This is a genomic window from Pseudomonas oryzagri (genome assembly GCF_020831405.1).
In the GTDB taxonomy this organism is placed as follows: Bacteria; Pseudomonadota; Gammaproteobacteria; order Pseudomonadales; family Pseudomonadaceae; genus Geopseudomonas; species Geopseudomonas oryzagri.
This window is the reverse complement of sequence record NZ_JAJHPU010000008.1, coordinates 82,266-97,961: the sequence shown is the minus strand read 5'-3', so window position 1 is coordinate 97,961 and position 15,696 is coordinate 82,266. Positions and strand designations below refer to the sequence as shown.

Annotated in this window: 14 protein-coding genes; 8 read left to right on the top strand and 6 right to left on the bottom strand. The window is 66.9% G+C overall.

Going from position 1 to position 15,696, the window contains the following annotated elements:
* The first annotated feature begins 65 nt into the window (after positions 1–65).
* From LMJ29_RS02360 to LMJ29_RS02350, 3 genes are all read left to right on the top strand, one after another.
* Positions 66–680: an alpha/beta fold hydrolase gene (locus LMJ29_RS02360; protein ID WP_229603691.1), complete on the top strand. Its 615-nt coding sequence runs from the start codon at positions 66–68 to the stop codon at positions 678–680.
* A gap of 117 nt (positions 681–797) precedes the next feature.
* Positions 798–1,265 (top strand): helix-turn-helix domain-containing protein, encoded by a 468-nt coding sequence (locus LMJ29_RS02355; RefSeq protein WP_229603689.1) that lies wholly within the window; start codon positions 798–800, stop codon positions 1,263–1,265.
* Positions 1,262–1,837: a PIN domain-containing protein gene (locus LMJ29_RS02350; protein ID WP_229603687.1), complete on the top strand. Its 576-nt coding sequence runs from the start codon at positions 1,262–1,264 to the stop codon at positions 1,835–1,837. Before LMJ29_RS02355 ends, LMJ29_RS02350 begins: the two co-directional genes overlap by 4 nt.
* A 66-nt stretch (positions 1,838–1,903) precedes the next feature.
* Here LMJ29_RS02350 and LMJ29_RS02345 read toward each other — a convergent pair whose 3' ends face one another.
* Together LMJ29_RS02345 and LMJ29_RS02340 are read right to left on the bottom strand one after the other, a co-directional pair.
* Positions 1,904–2,287 carry a DUF3775 domain-containing protein gene (locus tag LMJ29_RS02345; protein ID WP_229603685.1) on the bottom strand — a complete coding sequence of 128 codons (384 nt, stop codon included), beginning with the start codon at positions 2,285–2,287 and terminating at the stop codon, positions 1,904–1,906.
* A 307-nt stretch (positions 2,288–2,594) separates the two neighbouring features.
* Positions 2,595–3,002: a MerR family transcriptional regulator gene (locus LMJ29_RS02340; protein ID WP_229603683.1), complete on the bottom strand. Its 408-nt coding sequence runs from the start codon at positions 3,000–3,002 to the stop codon at positions 2,595–2,597.
* A gap of 174 nt (positions 3,003–3,176) precedes the next feature.
* Here LMJ29_RS02340 and LMJ29_RS02335 point away from each other — a divergent pair, with 174 nt between their 5' ends.
* The 5 genes from LMJ29_RS02335 (at position 3,177) to LMJ29_RS02315 (ending at position 8,162) form a co-directional block, all read left to right on the top strand.
* Positions 3,177–3,764 (top strand): NAD(P)H-dependent oxidoreductase, encoded by a 588-nt coding sequence (locus tag LMJ29_RS02335; protein WP_229603682.1) that lies wholly within the window; start codon positions 3,177–3,179, stop codon positions 3,762–3,764.
* 232 nt (positions 3,765–3,996) lie between these two features.
* On the top strand, positions 3,997–5,532 hold the full coding sequence (locus LMJ29_RS02330) for an efflux transporter outer membrane subunit (RefSeq protein WP_229603874.1): 1,536 nt from the start codon (positions 3,997–3,999) through the stop codon (positions 5,530–5,532).
* Entirely contained in the window at positions 5,525–6,655 is a 1,131-nt protein-coding gene (locus LMJ29_RS02325) for an HlyD family secretion protein (protein WP_229603680.1), read from the top strand. Before LMJ29_RS02330 ends, LMJ29_RS02325 begins: the two co-directional genes overlap by 8 nt.
* A complete protein-coding gene (locus LMJ29_RS02320; protein ID WP_229603678.1) occupies positions 6,645–7,679 on the top strand; it encodes a DUF2955 domain-containing protein in 1,035 nt (344 codons plus the stop codon). The genes LMJ29_RS02325 and LMJ29_RS02320 overlap by 11 nt, the downstream gene beginning before the upstream one ends.
* Positions 7,680–7,691: 12 nt before the next feature.
* On the top strand, positions 7,692–8,162 hold the full coding sequence (locus tag LMJ29_RS02315) for a potassium channel family protein (protein WP_229603676.1): 471 nt from the start codon (positions 7,692–7,694) through the stop codon (positions 8,160–8,162).
* 30 nt (positions 8,163–8,192) lie between these two features.
* Here the strand turns inward: LMJ29_RS02315 and LMJ29_RS02310 are convergent, their stop codons facing one another.
* The 4 genes from LMJ29_RS02310 to LMJ29_RS02295 all read right to left on the bottom strand — a co-directional run bounded on the left by LMJ29_RS02310 (position 8,193) and on the right by LMJ29_RS02295 (position 15,522).
* Positions 8,193–10,295 (bottom strand): putative bifunctional diguanylate cyclase/phosphodiesterase, encoded by a 2,103-nt coding sequence (locus LMJ29_RS02310; protein ID WP_229603674.1) that lies wholly within the window; start codon positions 10,293–10,295, stop codon positions 8,193–8,195.
* 201 nt (positions 10,296–10,496) lie between these two features.
* On the bottom strand, positions 10,497–12,305 hold the full coding sequence (gene ftsH / locus LMJ29_RS02305; protein WP_229603672.1) for an ATP-dependent zinc metalloprotease FtsH: 1,809 nt from the start codon (positions 12,303–12,305) through the stop codon (positions 10,497–10,499).
* Between the two features lie 346 nt (positions 12,306–12,651).
* Positions 12,652–14,370: a DNA polymerase/3'-5' exonuclease PolX gene (gene polX / locus LMJ29_RS02300; protein WP_229603670.1), complete on the bottom strand. Its 1,719-nt coding sequence runs from the start codon at positions 14,368–14,370 to the stop codon at positions 12,652–12,654.
* A 33-nt stretch (positions 14,371–14,403) separates the two neighbouring features.
* Complete coding sequence (locus LMJ29_RS02295) at positions 14,404–15,522, bottom strand: CapA family protein (RefSeq protein WP_229603669.1); 1,119 nt, start codon at positions 15,520–15,522, stop codon at positions 14,404–14,406.
* Between the last annotated feature and the right edge of the window lie 174 nt (positions 15,523–15,696).

Here is a 15,696-nt window from a genome sequence, read left to right as displayed (position 1 = left end):
CGGGCAAGTAGAGGCCTGTCTTGCTGTAACGTAGCTGCATTCCCTCACCTTCAAGGACCGATCCGGTGAATACTGTCCCTTCCAAACTCCTGTTCCTGCCCGGCGCCTCCGGCGATACCGGGTTCTGGCGTCCGGCCGCCGAGCGTCTGGCCCATCCGGCGCAGCAGGTTCATATCGGCTGGCCCGGTTTCGGCAATACGCCGCCCGACCCGGGCGTGACCGGCATGACCGATCTGGTGGCCCGTGTGCTGCCGGAGATCGACCAGCCGACCGCGCTGGTGGCGCAGTCCATGGGTGGCATCGTCGCGATGTGCGCGGCGCTGGAGCGGCCCGACTGGGTCACCCACCTGGTGCTGACCGTTACCTCGGGCGGAGTGGACATGTCCGCTCTGGGCGCGCAGGACTGGCGCCCGGACTTCGCCGCTGCCAACCCGAACCTGCCGCGCTGGTTCCTCGACGACCGCACCGACCTTAGCGGCCGGCTGGGCGAGCTGCACATGCCGGTGCTGCTGCTCTGGGGCGACGCCGACCCGATCAGCCCCGTCCGCGTCGGCCAGCGCCTCGCCGAGTTGCTGCTTCGCGCCGAGTTGCACGTCATCCCCAACGGTGGCCACGACTTGGGCTTTACCCATGCCGCCGAGGTGGCGGGGTTGATCGACGGCCATTTGGCAAGGGACTGACTGGCGAGGTGTGGCCATCCGCCTTTCATCGTTTCGTTTATTTCGTTTGTTGTGGTTTTCGTTTATTTCGATTAAAAGGTCGGGAGTGATTGCCTCAATCCTTTCCTGGAGACGCCCATGACCCTCGCGGACCTCGATCGCACAATGCTTCCTGGCGACAAGGAGATTGCTGCCGCCGTGGAGTCTCGCCGCCAACTGGCTGCCTTCCTGTCGACGAAGCTGGAAACCCAGCGCATCGACATCGTGGATGACGAGCAGCGCCCGCACACGGTCGAGCTGCCTGTTTTTGCCCTGCGGCTACTCGATGAAATCCTCGGCGAGCTGGCCATGGGGAATGCTGTCAAGGTCGTACCGATCCATGCGGAGCTGACCACGCAGGAGGGCGCGGATCTGCTCAATGTCTCGCGTCCTCACTTGGTAAAGCTGCTGGATGAGAACGTCATCCCGCACACCAAGGTCGGTCGCCATCGCCGGGTGAAGTTCGCCGATCTCATGGCGTACAAGCAGCGCAGGGATGCCGAAAGTCGCCAGGCGATGGATGAACTTGCCGCGCAAGCCCAGGAGCTGGGGATGGGCTACGAATGAGGCACTCGCCGTTCACTGCGGTGTATGACGCCAATGTTCTGTATCCGGCCCCCTTGCGCGACTTCCTCATGCACCTGGCACTGACCGGTATTTATCGTGCGCGCTGGACGGCCGAGATCCATGAGGAGTGGAAGCGGAACCTGCTGCTCAACCGGCCGGATCTCACGCGCGAGCAACTGGACCGTACCTCTTCGATCATGGACCGGGCGGTACCGGATGCTCTGGTAAGCGGGTATGAGTCGCTAGGCCGCGCGCTCGACCTGCCGGATCCGGATGACCGGCATGTGCTGGCTGCGGCGATCAAGTGTGGTGCGTCGGTTATCGTGACGTTCAATCTGAAGGACTTCCCGCCTGACGCGCTGGAGCCGTTCGAGATCGAGGCGATGCACCCGGATGATTTCATCGCGGATCTCTTCGATCTGGATCAGGCGGCGGTGCTGCAGGCGGCCCAGGCGCAGCGCGCCTCGCTGAAGAATCCACCGCGCACCGCTCGCGAGTTCCTTGAGCGGCTCTCGCTCCAGGGGCTGACGCAGAGCGTCAAGGTGCTCTCGGGCTATGAGCGGTTGATCTGAGCGGTACATCCCCGGAGCTTTTGCGCGGCGTGCCCGTCAGCGCCATCGCCTCGCCACATGGCGAGATCATTCGCTTTCGTACCCATGCAGATCCAATCCTTCCCGCAGATACTCCGCCAGGAACGGATGGGCGATCAGGTATTCGGCGGTTCGTTCGTTCCATTGCTCGCTGGCTTGGGTGAGCAGATCACTCCATTCCTCCAGCGACGCATCGCCGCGTCCCAGCCACATGAGTGCCACCACTTCCTGTTGCTGATCCGGCTCCAGGTCATCGATGATCGATTCGAATTCGCCGTAATACTCGTCATCCCCGTGGTCGGCCAAGGCCTGCAACGCCCAGTCGTCGCTCGGGCTGTTGGGCTCCTGGGGAATGACGACCGATTCTTTGGCATGGAAGGCACGGGACAAGTCGATGAGCCGGGAAATGGTTTCGGGATTGACGCTGAGCATTCTCGTGCTCCTCTTTTTTACGGGTCCAGCATTTAAGTATGGACCGGATGGAGCATCTTGCCCGGCTGTGGCTGGCGCGACGCAGAGGGGCTGAGAAGGCGAGGTGGTGAGAACACCGCCGAGTCGCCGGGCTTCGTCCGCTCCCGCGCCGAGCAGTCAGTTCGACAGGCCGACCAACGCCGGCTCCGAAGCCCGGATTATCGTTCGAGGATGGGATTGGGCCCGGAGGAGAAGGTCGGCCCGACGGGACGCTATGCTTCTGCAGCCAGCCGGCAGCGCGGATAGCCGGCACGCTGCAGCAAAAGGTTCAGCTCGCTGATGAGGCCGGTTTTTTTTCGGCGTGGGCGCTGCGGAGCAAATGACATTCCTCCCTGGCATCCATGAGGTTCTTTTCGAACTCGACCAATCCCTGATAGAGCTGCTGGAGTGCTTCGATTTGGAGGGCCAGTTCGTCCTTCTTCTTGGCGATTTCGAGTTGCGCCTGCTCCCAGGGGAATTCGCTGCCCGTGTATTCGCCGAGAATGCCTTGCAGCTCCTTGAGCTTGAAGCCCAGTTGCTGGGCGCACTTGATGAAGCGCAGTACGTCGACGCTTTCCTGGCTGTATATCCGATACTTGCCCGTGCGCGGCGGCTGGGGGATCAGGCCGATCTTCTCGTAATGCCGAATGCTCTTGATCGTGGTTCCGGACAGTTTGGCTGCTTTTCCTATGTACATCCTGCAAGTTCCATTTCACGGGCGAGCGGGTGAAGAGTAGACCACGGCGCCCCCTCCGGCGCCTGGTGGCGCACGACGCATGCCAACCGAACCGGCCGCCGCCGACTTGACTCTGCCTACAGGGGGAGACTTTACCCTCGTTCCGGTTTCCATTGGCGTGCGCAAGGTAAAGTCGTGAGCAAGAAAATACTACTGATTCTCGGACACCCTTCATCGGACAGCCTGTGCGGGCACCTGGCCGATGCCTATGTCGAAGCGGCGCTCGACTCGGGAAGCGAAGTCCGGCAAATCCGCCTCGGCGAGCTGGCGTTCGATCCCATCCTCCATGAAGGCTACCGCAAGGAACAGGCACTGGAGCCCGATCTGCGCAAAGCCCAGGAAGACATCGCCTGGGCCGAGCATCTGGTGTTCGTCTATCCGACCTGGTGGGGCGCGATGCCGGCGTTGCTGAAGGGCTTCATCGACCGCATCTTCCTGCCGGGCTTCGCGTTCAAGTACCGGGAAAATTCGCAGTTCTGGGACCGCCTGCTGGCCGGACGCTCGGCCCACCTGCTGGTCACCATGGATACCCCGCCCTGGTACTACCGCTGGATATTCCGCATGCCGGGCCATCAGCAGATGAAGCGGACCATCCTGGAGTTCAGCGGCATCAAGCCCGTCAAGGTGACCAGCTTCGGGCCGGTCATCAATGCCTCGGCGGAGCGCAGGGCGAGCTGGACCGGCCTTGCCGCCCAGTTCGGCCGGCAGGCGGCGGGCGCGTAACCGAGACCGCTGTCTTCTTGCCATGCTCCTGCGACCGGCCGGCTATGCTGAGCGGTAGCAGGGGCCCAAGGCGATTCGCAAGGACAAGGAGACAGGCGATGGTGGAAATGCATTTTTCCGCGAGGCTGGGCATCTGGCGGTCATGGCGCAGCCTGCCGGCCGAGGCAGGTGGACATCGGCGCCATGGCGGGGCGGATGAGCGAAAGCCAACCTGAAGCGAGAAGCCTGCATGATGCGGCTTCTTTCCCGAAGGCTGTTCTGGCCCTGCATGCTCGGCCTGGCTGGCTGCGTACGCCTGGGGCCGGGCTTCCAATCGCCCGGTGAGGCCTGGGTCGATGAGTGGCGCAGCCCGGCCATCGAGCAGGCCAGCGAACGGCGCGCCGGAGCGGACATCCGCGAATGGTGGCGGGTGTTCGAGGACCCCGTGCTGGATCGCCTGATCGCCGAGGCCGACGCCTACAACGCCAACCTGCGCATCGCCGGTCTGCGCGTGATGGAGGCTCGCGCCCAACTGGGTATCGCCCGGAGCGGGCGCTACCCGCAGTTGCAGCAGCTCAGCGCCGACAGCGTCTATCTCGACCACAACGAGTCCGGCGGACGCAATCCGCGCGACAGCCAGTTCTGGCAGCACAGCCTGGGCCTGGATGTCGGCTGGGAGCTGGACTTCTGGGGGCGCTTCAGCCGCGCCATCGAATCAGCCGATGCCGCCTACTTCGCCGCCGAGGCCAACTACGAGGACGTGCTGGTGCTGCTGCGCGCCCAGGTGGCGGACACCTATTTCGCCCTGCGCACCAGCGAGGCGCGCCTGCGTGTCGCCCGGCGCAATGCCGAACAGCAGAAGCGCAGCTACGAGATTACCGAGCGGCTGTTCTCCAGCGGGCAGAGCGACGAGCTCGACCTGCAGCAGGCCAAGACCCAATACCTTGGCACCCTGAGCAGCATCCCCGATCTTGAGGATCAGGTCGCGCGTACACGCAATGCCCTCGCCGTGCTGGTCGGCCGTCCACCCTCGCAGCTGCCGGAGCTGGCCGAGCGGGAAGGGCTGATCCCGCTCGTCGACCGCGCCGTGCTCGATGAAGTGCCGGCCGAGCTGCTGCGCCGCCGGCCGGACATCCGCGCCGCCGAGTACAACGTCGCGGCCCAGTCGGCGCTCATCGGGGTGGCCAAGGCCGATCTGTATCCCTCGCTGAGCCTGCTGGGCAGCATCGTCTGGTCGAGCAGCACGCTGGATGGCGCGCCCGATACTCTCGACCTGGTCGGTGGCCCCGCGCTGCGCTGGAACATCCTCGACTACGGACGGATCACCAATAACGTGCGCGTGCAGGACGCCCGCCTGCAGCAACTGATCGAAGTCTACCGCGACAGCGTACGCCAGGCGGCGCGCGAGGCCGACGATGCCGCGCGTGGCCTGACCAAGGCGCTGGAGCGCGAGCGCATCCTGCGCGAGGCAGCGGTGTCGGCCGAGCGCTCGCTGACCCTGGCCAGCGCCCAGTACCGCGAGGGCTACGCCGACTTCCAGCGTGTGCTGGATGCCCAGCGCGCGCTGCTGGTGCAGCAGGACGCCTACCTGGTCACCCGCAATGGCGCAGTGAGCAACCTGATCGCGCTGTACAAGGCGCTCGGCGGCGGCTGGCGCAGTGCCCAGCCCCGGCTCGACGCGGCCAGCCGCGCGCAGATGCAGCAGCGCACCGACTGGGACGACCTGCTCGACGAACCGGAGGGCGGCAGTCCCCCGACCTCCTACCAGGAAGGCGATCATCATGAATGACGTAGAGCAGCCCAGCCCCCAGGTCGCGGTCCAGCAGGCGCCGGAGCCGCCCGCCGCTCCGGTCAACCGCGGGGTGAAGGGGGTGGTCGTGCTGATCGTCCTCAGCCTGCTCTGGTATCTGCTGGCCGACCGCTTCACCCCCTATACCCAGCAGGCGCGCGTGCAGGCCTTCGTGGTGCCGGTGGCCGCCGAGGTCGCCGGTCGGGTGACTCAGGTGAAAGTGCGCAACAACCAGGACGTCAAGGCCGGCGAGTTGCTCTTCGAGGTGGATCGCCAGCACTACCAGATCGCCGTCGACCGTGCGCGCGCCGACCTGGAATCGACCCGCCGGCAGATTGGCGCCAGCACCGCCGGCATCGATGCGGCGCAGGCCAAGCTGCGCGCCGCCCAGGCCGACGAACTCAAGGCGCAGCAGGATTGGCAACGCCTCGAGCGCCTGTACCGCGAGGACCCGGGCACCATCTCCCTGCGTCGCCTCGAAGTCTCGCGCGCCACCCACCAGCAGGCGGTCAGCCAGGTCGCCGCGGCGCATGCCGAGGTGCAGCGGGCGCGCGAGCAGCAGGGTGGCAACGAGGAGCAGAATGCCCTGCTGCGCAGTGCCGCCACCGCCCTGGAAAAGGCCGAGCTGGATCTCGCCAATACCCAGGTTCACGCCCGTTCGGCCGGGTTGATCACCGACCTGCGCACCGACGTCGGCCAGTTCGCTGCGGCGGGCAATCCGGTGATGACCCTGATCGCCATCCACGACGTATGGATCAGCGCCGACATGACCGAGAACAACCTCGGACGGCTGGCACCGGGCACCCCGGTCGGCATCGTGCTGGACGTGCTGCCCGGACGGATCTTCGACGGCAAGGTGCGCAGCGTCGGCTACGGGGTGAGCGTGGGGCAGAGCAGCGCCCCCGGCACCCTGCCTACGGTGGAGAACAGTCGCGACTGGCTGCGCCAGGCCCAGCGCTTCCCGGTGATCGTCGAGTTCGCGCCGGGCGAGGTGGAGAAGTTGCAGGGTATCCGGGTCGGTGGACAGGCCGAAGTGATGGCCTTCCCCACCGAGGGCAATCCCCTCAACCTGCTGGGCCGGCTGTTTCTCTGGCTGATGAGCTGGCTGTCCTATGCCTACTGAGCGTGCCCCGCGGGCGCAACGCGCGCTGCGTATGGGGCTCGGTACCGCCCTGGCGGTGGCGGCCAGTTTCGGCTTCGGTCTGCCGCTGCCGGTGATCGCTCCGGTGTTCGCGGTATTCCTGCTCGCCAGCGTGAACCGCCCCCTGTCGCTCAAGGCTGGCCTGGGGCTGGCGCTGATGGCGACGCTGACCACCGGCAGTGGGCTGCTGTTGATTCCGCTGCTGCGCCACTTCGCCTTCGCCGGCGTGCTGCTGGTCGGCCTGTGCCTGTTCCTCGCCTTCCGCCATGGCCTGCGTGGCGGCAACAAGCTGGTCGGCACCTTCCTCGTCATCGGCCTGACCATGATTTCCGCCGCCGGCACCAGCGATTTCGGCCTGGCCCTGACGGTCATCGAGGCGCTGGTGAAAGGCCTGCTGCTCGCCGTGCTGGCGCTGGCCATCGGTCACGGGCTGTTTCCCGAGCCCGCCGGCGTTCCCGCCGCGCCACCGGCGCCGGTGCTGGCGGGAGCGGAAGCCGACTGGGTCGCGTTGCGCGCCGCGCTGGTGGTGCTGCCGGCCTTCCTGCTGGCGCTGATCAACCCGGGTGCCTACATGCCGATCATCCTCAAGGCGGTCGGCCTCGGGCAGCAGAGCTGTACCGCCACGGTGCGCAGTGCCGCCCGCGAGCTGCTCGGCTCGACCCTGCTCGCCGGATGTCTCGCCATCCTGTTCTGGTTGGCGCTGAAGCTGTTCGTGCACCTGTGGATGTTCTTCCTGTGGGCCTGGCTGTTCGCCCTGCTGCTGGCGCGCCAGCTGTATGTGCTGCGCGCCACCCGGCTGAGCCCGGGCTTCTGGCTCAACTGCCTGGTGACCATGCTGATCCTGCTCGGCCTGTCGGTGGAGGACAGCGCCACCGGCAAGGATGTCTACAGTGCCTTCGCCGTGCGTCTGGGCCTGTTCGTCGCCATCAGCCTGTACGCCTGGCTGATGGTTTATCTGCTCGACCAGCGCCGCCTGCGCCGCCGCGTGCAGCAGCCCGGCTGCTGAGGAGAACTCCCCATGCTGCTCAACCTGCTGGTCGGCCTTCCCGTGATGCTGCTCTGTCTGGTCATGGAGGCGATGATCGTGGTGCTCTGCCTGCACCACTACGTACGACGCTATCAGCACCTTGGCCCGGCCGGCGGGGACGGCAGTGCCCTGCTGTGGGGTTTCGGGGTGCTGGGGGCAGTGATGCTGCTGATGATGCTCGGCTATTTCCTGCAGATCCTCGTCTGGGCCGGTCTGTTCATGCTGCTCGGCGAGTTCGGGGAGTTCACCACGGCGGTGTACTACTCGGGAGTCACCTTCGCCACCCTGGGCTATGGCGACATCGTGCTGTCCAAACCCTGGCGGTTGCTCGGTGCGCTGGAGGCCGGTAACGGCGTGTTGATGCTGGGGATCTCTACCGGGGTGATGACCGCGGCGGTGAAGGAGGTCATCAAGCACAACCTGAACCGTCTGCAGCTCGGCGACCTGTCGAACAAGAGCTGACCATCGGCGCGACCCGGCAGCCCGGTGCGCTCAGACGCTCTGCCGCTGGCGCAGGTAGGCCTCGAGCTCCGCGAACGGCATCGGCCGGGCGTAGAGGTGGCCCTGGAACACGTCGCACTGGCTGCGGCTGAGGAAATCGGCCTGCTCGAGGGTTTCCACGCCTTCGGCGACCACCTGCAGTTCGAGGTGGTGGGCCATGGAGATGATCCCCTGGGTGATGGCGGCGTCGCGCGGATCGCGGATCAGGTCCTCGATGAACGAGCGGTCGATCTTCACCTTGTCGATCGGCAGGTCCTTCAGGTAGCTCAGGCTGGAATAGCCGGTGCCGAAGTCGTCGAGAGCCAGGCCGACGCCCAGCTCCTTCAGCTCGTGCAGCAGGCGGATCGCCCGTTCGGCGTCCTTGAGCAGCACGCTCTCGGTGATCTCCAGCTCCAGCAGGTGCGCCGGCAGACCGCTGTTGTCCAAGGCGCGCTGCACCGTGGCGACGAAGTTGTCGCGCAGGAAGTGCACCGCCGAGATGTTCACCGAAATCGGTCCGTGCACGCAGTTGCGGTCGAGAAGATCGCGGTTGTGTCGGCAGGCGGTGTCCAGCACCCACTGGCTGATCGGAATGATCTGCCCGGTATCTTCGGCCACCGGAATGAAGCGCAGCGGTGAGATCAGCCCGCGCTCGGGATGCATCCAGCGCAGCAGCGCCTCGCTACCGATCACCGCGCCGCGCCGGGCGTCGATCTGCGGCTGGTAGTGCAGCTCGAAGTTCATGCTGCCGATGCTCTTCTGCAGCTCGTTGCGCAGGGTCATGCGCTCGCTGACTTCCTGGTTGAGGTGCTCGGTGTACCACTGGTAGTTGTTGCGACCGTGCTGCTTGGCCTGGTACATGGCCAGGTCGGCTTCCTGGATCAGCTTCATCGGCTGCTCGATGTCGCCGTCGCTCAAGGTGATGCCGATGCTGGCGGTGACGTGCAGGTGCAGCTCGTTGAAGTGGTAGGGGCGGGCGATGCTGCGGATCAGCCGCTCGGCCACCAGCAGGGCGTCTTCGCCGTGGGCGAGATCCGGCAGCACCACCACGAACTCGTCGCCGCCCAGGCGGGCGAGGGTGTCGCCGGGACGGATCTCGTCGGCCATGCGCTGCGCCACCTCGACCAGCACCTTGTCGCCGACCGCGTGGCCGAGGGTGTCGTTGATCGGCTTGAAACCATCGAGATCGATCAGCATCACCGCCAGCTCGCGGACGTAGCGGCGGGCGATCTGGCAACCCTGCTGCAGGCGGTCCTCGAGCAGCGAGCGATTGGGCAGGCCGGTGAGCACGTCGTGACTGGCGTTGTAGGCCAGCTCCGACTCGAAACGCTTGCGCTCGGAGATGTCGTTCTGCACGCCGATGTAGTGGGTGACGACGCCGTGTTCGTCGGGCACCGGAGCAATGTACAGGTCATTCCAGAAGGCGCTGCCGTCCTTGCGGAAGTTGCGCAGCACCACGTGGGCCTCGCGCTGGCGGGCCAGGGCGCGGCGGATGGCCTCGATGCCGGGCTGCTGGGTTTGCCGGCCCTGAAGGAAGCGGACGTTGCGCCCCAGCACCTCGCTGGCCGAATAACCGGTGATGCGCTCGAAGGCCGGATTGACGTAGATGATCGGATAGTCGTCGGATTGTGCGTCGGCGATCATCACGCCGTTGTAGCTGGCCTCCAGGCAGCGCTGCAGCAGGGCCGCGCGAGTATTGCTCCTGCCCCGGGCACGGCATGGCCGCGTCCGCTCCAGGGCGTAGCGGATACTGCGGCCGAGCTGGCGGCCGTCGAATTCGCCCTTGAGCAGATGATCGCTGGCGCCGAGGGTGATGGCCTGCACGCCCAAATCGACTTCCTGGACGCTGCTGAGCAGGATCAGCGGCTGCGCCAGATTGTGGTCGGCGGCATGGCGGATCAGATCCAGGCCGGACTCGTCGCCAAGGCGGTAGTCGATCAGGTAGAGATCGTGGCTGGGGTTGTCGATGGCGTTCAGGCCGCGCTCGTAGCTGTTCGCCCAGTCCAGCACGTAGTTGGGGATCTCCGACTCGCGCAGCAGGCTGCGGACGGCCAGGAAGTCGTCCTCGTCATCCTCGATCAGCAACAGCCGCAACGGCCGGGCGGGTTGGCTCATGAGCTGGACGCTCCAGTGCGCACGTAGGGTTTCCAGCCAATCTTGTTCGTGAGCGGCGCGCCTGCAGGCCTGCCTTGGCTGGGTGGCGGCCCGTTGTATTGAGAATAGATGTGAACCTTGGCGTCTCGCCCGTCAACCCGGATTGGACTGTGGCAGGTGGCGAAAGCTCCCGGCGCTGGCGGTATTTTTCAGCCCTGCGTTTCAGTCCTGGGCCGTCGGGCGCAGCGGGGGGAAGTCGTCGGGGGTGATGGTTTCCCGCTCCAGCAGCAGGCGGGCGCCGGCGTCCAGATCGGCGCGGCGCTCGTCGAGGATCTCGCCGGCGCGCTGATAGGCCATGTCGATCAGCTGGCGCACGGCCAGGTCGACCTCGCGCGCGGTCTGCTCGGAATAGTCCTTCTCGCGCATGGCGATCACGTTCTCGCCGAGGAAGCTGTTGCTCTGCCGCTCCAGCACGGCCTGGCCGACCTCGGCGCTCATGCCGAAGCGGGTGACGATCTGGCGGGCGATGTCGGTGACCTTGGCCAGATCGTCGGCGGCGCCGGTGGAAATCTCGCCGAACACCAGCTGCTCCGAGGCGCGCCCGGCGAGCAGCACCACCATGCGGTTCTTCAGCTCCGCGGCAGTGATCAGGAAGCGGTCGTCGGTCGGTCGCTGCAACGTGTAGCCGAGCGCGCCGATGGAGCGCGGGATGATCGAAACCTTGTGCACCGGGTCCATGCCCGGCAGGGTGCTGGCGACCAGCGCGTGGCCCATCTCGTGGTAGGCGACCACCTCGCGCTCATGGGGCAGCAGCAGGCGCCCCTTGCGCTCGGCACCGGCGACGATGCGTTCCACGGCGCGGGTGAAGTCGTCCATGTTGACCTTCTCGGCGCCGCGCCGGGTGGCGAGGATGGCGGCCTCGTTGATCAGGTTGGCCAGGTCGGCACCGGTGAAGCCCGGGGTGATGGCGGCGACCTGGTCGAGGTCGACGTCGCTGGCGGCCTGGATGCGCTTGATGTGCACCCTGAGGATGGCCAGGCGGCCCTTGCGATCGGGTCGATCGACGACGATCTGGCGGTCGAAGCGGCCGGCGCGCAGCAGCGCCGGGTCTAGTATCTCCGGGCGGTTGGTGGCGGCCAGCAGCACCACGCCCTCGCGCGGATCGAAGCCATCCAGCTCGGCGAGCAGCTGGTTGAGCGTCTGCTCCTTCTCGTCGTTGCCGCCGTAGGGGCCGCCCCCGCGGGCCTTGCCGAGGGCGTCCAGCTCGTCGATGAAGATGATGCAGGGCGCGGCCTTGCGCGCCTGCTCGAACAGGTCGCGCACCCGTGCGGCGCCGACGCCGACGAACATCTCGACGAACTCCGAGCCGGAGATGGAGAAGAACGGTACCCCGGCCTCGCCGGCGACCGCCTTGGCCACCAACGTCTTGCCGGTGCCGGGCGGGCCGACCAGCAGGATGCCCTTGGGAATGCGCGCACCGAGACGGCTGTATCTGGGCTGATCCTTGAGGAAGGAGACGATCTCCTCCAGTTCGGCCTTGGCCTCGTCGATGCCCGCCACGTCCTCGAAGGTCACCCCGGTGTCGCGCTCGACGTACACCTTGGCCTTAGACTTGCCGACGCTGACCAGACCGCCGAGGCCCTGCTTGTCGGTCAGGCGCCGGAACAGGAAGCTCCAGAAGGCGAAGATCACCACCAGCGGCAGCAGCCAGGAGAGGAGGGCGGAGAGGGCGGTGTTCTCCTTGATGGCGGAGAATTGCGCGCCCGAACGCGCCAGCTCCTCGGCCAGCGCCGGGTCGACGCGGTTGGTGACGAAGTTGCTGCGATTGTTGATCGGTTCGAGCAGCTTGCCGCTGATCTGCTGGTTGTCGATGCGGATGTCCGCCAGCTTGTTCTGTTCGAGCAGCTTGAGGAATTCGCTGTAGGCGATCGGCTCGACCGCCTGACGCTCGGCCCACCAGCCCTGGAACATCAGCAGCAGGCTGAAGGCCAGCAGGAAGTACCAGGCGTTCCACTGAAACTTCTTGTCCACGCATCACCCCCGCGCCGTGCTCATGCCTTGCCTGTGCAGGATAGACCCTGGGCGTCGGCGAACGCCTGTCTGCTCTCGTTAGCGGAGGGGATGGGCGCAATCGGTCGGTGGGGCATCGGCTCGATGGCGAATGAGGATGCGCGTTCCGCCTACGCGGTGAAGACGGTCCCCGGCACGGCGGCGAGCACGTCGGTAGCGGGCTGCGGTGGTATCGCCGGCTCTTTTTATAATTCGTTATTTACCATAATCATACGGAGAGAGAAGATCCCGCCTCCACAACGTGCCCTACCGGTAATCAGGGGCGGCAGGGGGTAGCGCGGGAAGCGCCGGAGCCACTGGCGGCGGATCAGCGCTTGAGCATGCGGCGGAGCTTGGCGAGCGGGCGGGTGTTGAGCACGTCCGCGGCCTCCACCCAGCCGCGTCGGGCCTGGCCGACGCCGAAGCGCAAGCAGGCGAAGTCGTCGACGCTGCGCGCGCCCGAGCAGATGGCGATGGCCACACCGGCGTCGCGCGCCGCGCGGCAGTGCACATCGTCGAGGTCGAGGCGCTCGGGCTGGGCGTTGACCTCCAGGGCGCAGCCGCGCTGGCGCGCGGCTTCGAGCACGGCGGCGAAGTCGTATTCGATCGGTGGCCGCTCGCCGAGCAGGCGGGCGCCGGGGTGGGCGAGGATGCTGAAGTGCGGGTGCTCCAGGGCGCGCAGCAGGCGCTGGGTCTGCTGTTTCTTGGCCAGGGCGAAGGCGCTGTGCACGGCGCCGACCACCAGATCGAGGCGGGCGAGGAGGCTGTCCGGCAGGTCGAGGCTGCCGTCCTCGAGGATCTCCACCTCGACACCCTTGAGCAGCGTGATGCCGGTGAGGTGTGCGTTGAGGGCGTCGATCTGGTCGATCTGCCGGGCGAGGGCGTCGGCATCCAGGCCGCGGGCGACGGAGGCGCTCCAGGTGCGGTCGGTGATCGCCAGGTATTGAAGACCGGCGTCCCGGGCGGCGGCGGCCATTTCCTCCAGGCTGTTCTGTCCGTCGCTGGCGTAGGTGTGGGCATGCAGGTCACCGCGCAGGTCGTCGAGTTCCACCAGCTTGGGCAACTTGCCTGCCGCCGCGGCGGCGATCTCGCCTTGCGCCTCACGTAGCTCGGGAGGGATCCATGGCAGATCGAGGGTCTGATAGACGGACTCCTCGGTCGCCCCGGCGATGCGCTGCCGGCCGCGATACACGCCGTACTCGCTGATCTTCAAACCCTGGTCCTGGGCCATGCGCCGCAGCTCGATGGTATGGGCCTTGCTGCCCGTCAGGTAGACCAGGCCAGCGCCCCACGAGGCCGGCCGGAGCAGACGCAGGTCGACCTGCAGACCCGAGTGCAGCAGCACGCTGGCACGGGTGGTGCCGGCGGACAGCACGGTGGCCACCTCGGGGGTGGCGGTGAAGCGGGGAATCGCCGGGCAGCCGGCGCGCGCGCTGACCAGGATGTCCAGGTCGCCCACGGTATCGCGACCGCGGCGGAAGCTGCCGGCGATAACCGCCTCGAGCACGCCCGGTACCTCGCGCAGCAGATCCAGCAGGTGCTCGGCGACCGGCGCGACGCGTCCTAGCGGGCGGCGCTGCGAGGTATGCAGGAGTTGATCGACCGCCTGCAGCAGGCGTTCCTCGGTGCGCCCGCCGAAGCCCTCCAGGGTGCGAATGCGTCCGCTGCGCGCCGCTTGGCGCAATTCCGTGAGGGTCTGGATGCCCAGCTCGTGCCACAGGCGGGCGACCCGCTTGGGGCCGAGCCCGGAAATCGTCAGCAACTCGGGCAGCCCCTCCGGCACCTTGCCGCGCAGGCGCTGCAGTTGGGCGGACTGGCCAGTGCCGGCGATCTCGGCGATCTTGGTCGCCAGGTCCTCGCCGATGCCGGGCAGCTTGGGCAGTGTCTGACCGCTGGCGAGCAGCTCGGCGATGTCCGGTGCGAAGGCCCGCACCACCCGTGCGGCGTTGCGGTAGGCACGCACGCGGAAGGCGTTGGCACCCTGCAGTTCGAGGATGTCGGCGATCTCCTCGAACACGGCGGCGATCTTGGCGTTGTTGATGGTCATGACGGTATCCCGTTGTGGCGGCAGGGCGACCGGCTAGGGCGGCCAGCCCAGGGCGAAGGCGCCGTCGGCCTGGCTGTGCACGCTGCAACCGAACAGCGCGCACTCGCGCGTCAGGCTGTCGTACAGCCAGCGGCGGTCCACGCCCTCGGCGCGCTCGATGCGCAGACGCTGCAGGCGGGTCGGCACCATTTCCAGCGACTGCAGACGGCCGTCGCCGTGCAGATGGACGAAGTACAGCAGCCCCAGGTCGCCGCGAAAGGCGCTGTGTCCCTCGATGCCCTCGTAGTCGTTGAGGCGATCGCCGCAGCCATAGAGGATGAGCCGGCCGCGATGCACCTCGATGCCCTTGATGTGATGCGAGGAGTGGCCGTGGATGAGGTCGACGCCGGCCTGTTCGATCAGTCCATGGGCGAAGGTGCGCTGCTCGGTGGGCACGGCGAAGCTCCAATTGGCGCCCCAATGCAACGACACCAGTACGCGGTCACCAGCGTGACGCGCCGCGTGAATCAGGTCGACCACGTGGGCCAGGCTGCGCGGCGACAGGTCGTCCAGCCGCGCCACCCCGGTTTGGTGCGGACCGGCTGCCCACCAGGTAGGGATGCCGCTGTCCGCCAGGCCGAAGGCGAATACCAGCAGACGCCGGCCGCCGGGCAGCATCATCACCGCCGGCGCCTCGGCACCGGCGCGGTCGAGGCCGGCGCCGGCCCAAGGCATGCCGTGGGCGGTGAAGGCGTCGAGGGTATCGCGCAGGCCGATCTCGCCCCAGTCCAGCACGTGATTGTTGGCCAGGGTGCAGCAGTTGATCCCGGCGGCGCGCAGGAAGGGGAAGTTCTCCGGGGTCATGCGGTAGTTGATGCCCTTGGGTTCCGGGCGGCCGTGGCGGGTCACCGCGGTTTCCAGGTTGACCAGGCGCACCTGCGGATGGCGGCGCTTCAGCTCGACCAGGGCATCGCCCCATACGTAGGCGAAGTCCACCGGCCGCTCGATGGGGCCGCAACGGAGTTCGGCCAGCGCCACGTAGTCGCGGGCATCGTGCACGTAGTCCTCGTAGAGGCGCGGATCGCCGGGATGGGGAAGGATCTGGTCGATGCCGCGGGCCGGCATCACATCGCCGAGAAGGAACAGGCTGAGCGAGGCATCCGTGCTGTCCATGGAAATCTGCCTTGCGGCGACGAGCCGCCGCAGTGACGGTGAAAGCGCTCCTTCCGCGTATTGCTCTCTATCTGCCAGTGCCGGCAGAACAGACCCTTCGGAGTGCCCCCGCACATCGCCGCAGATTGCCCGACGCGCGCAGGTGCCGTTGCTGGCGGAGTGGGCAGGGTGGGC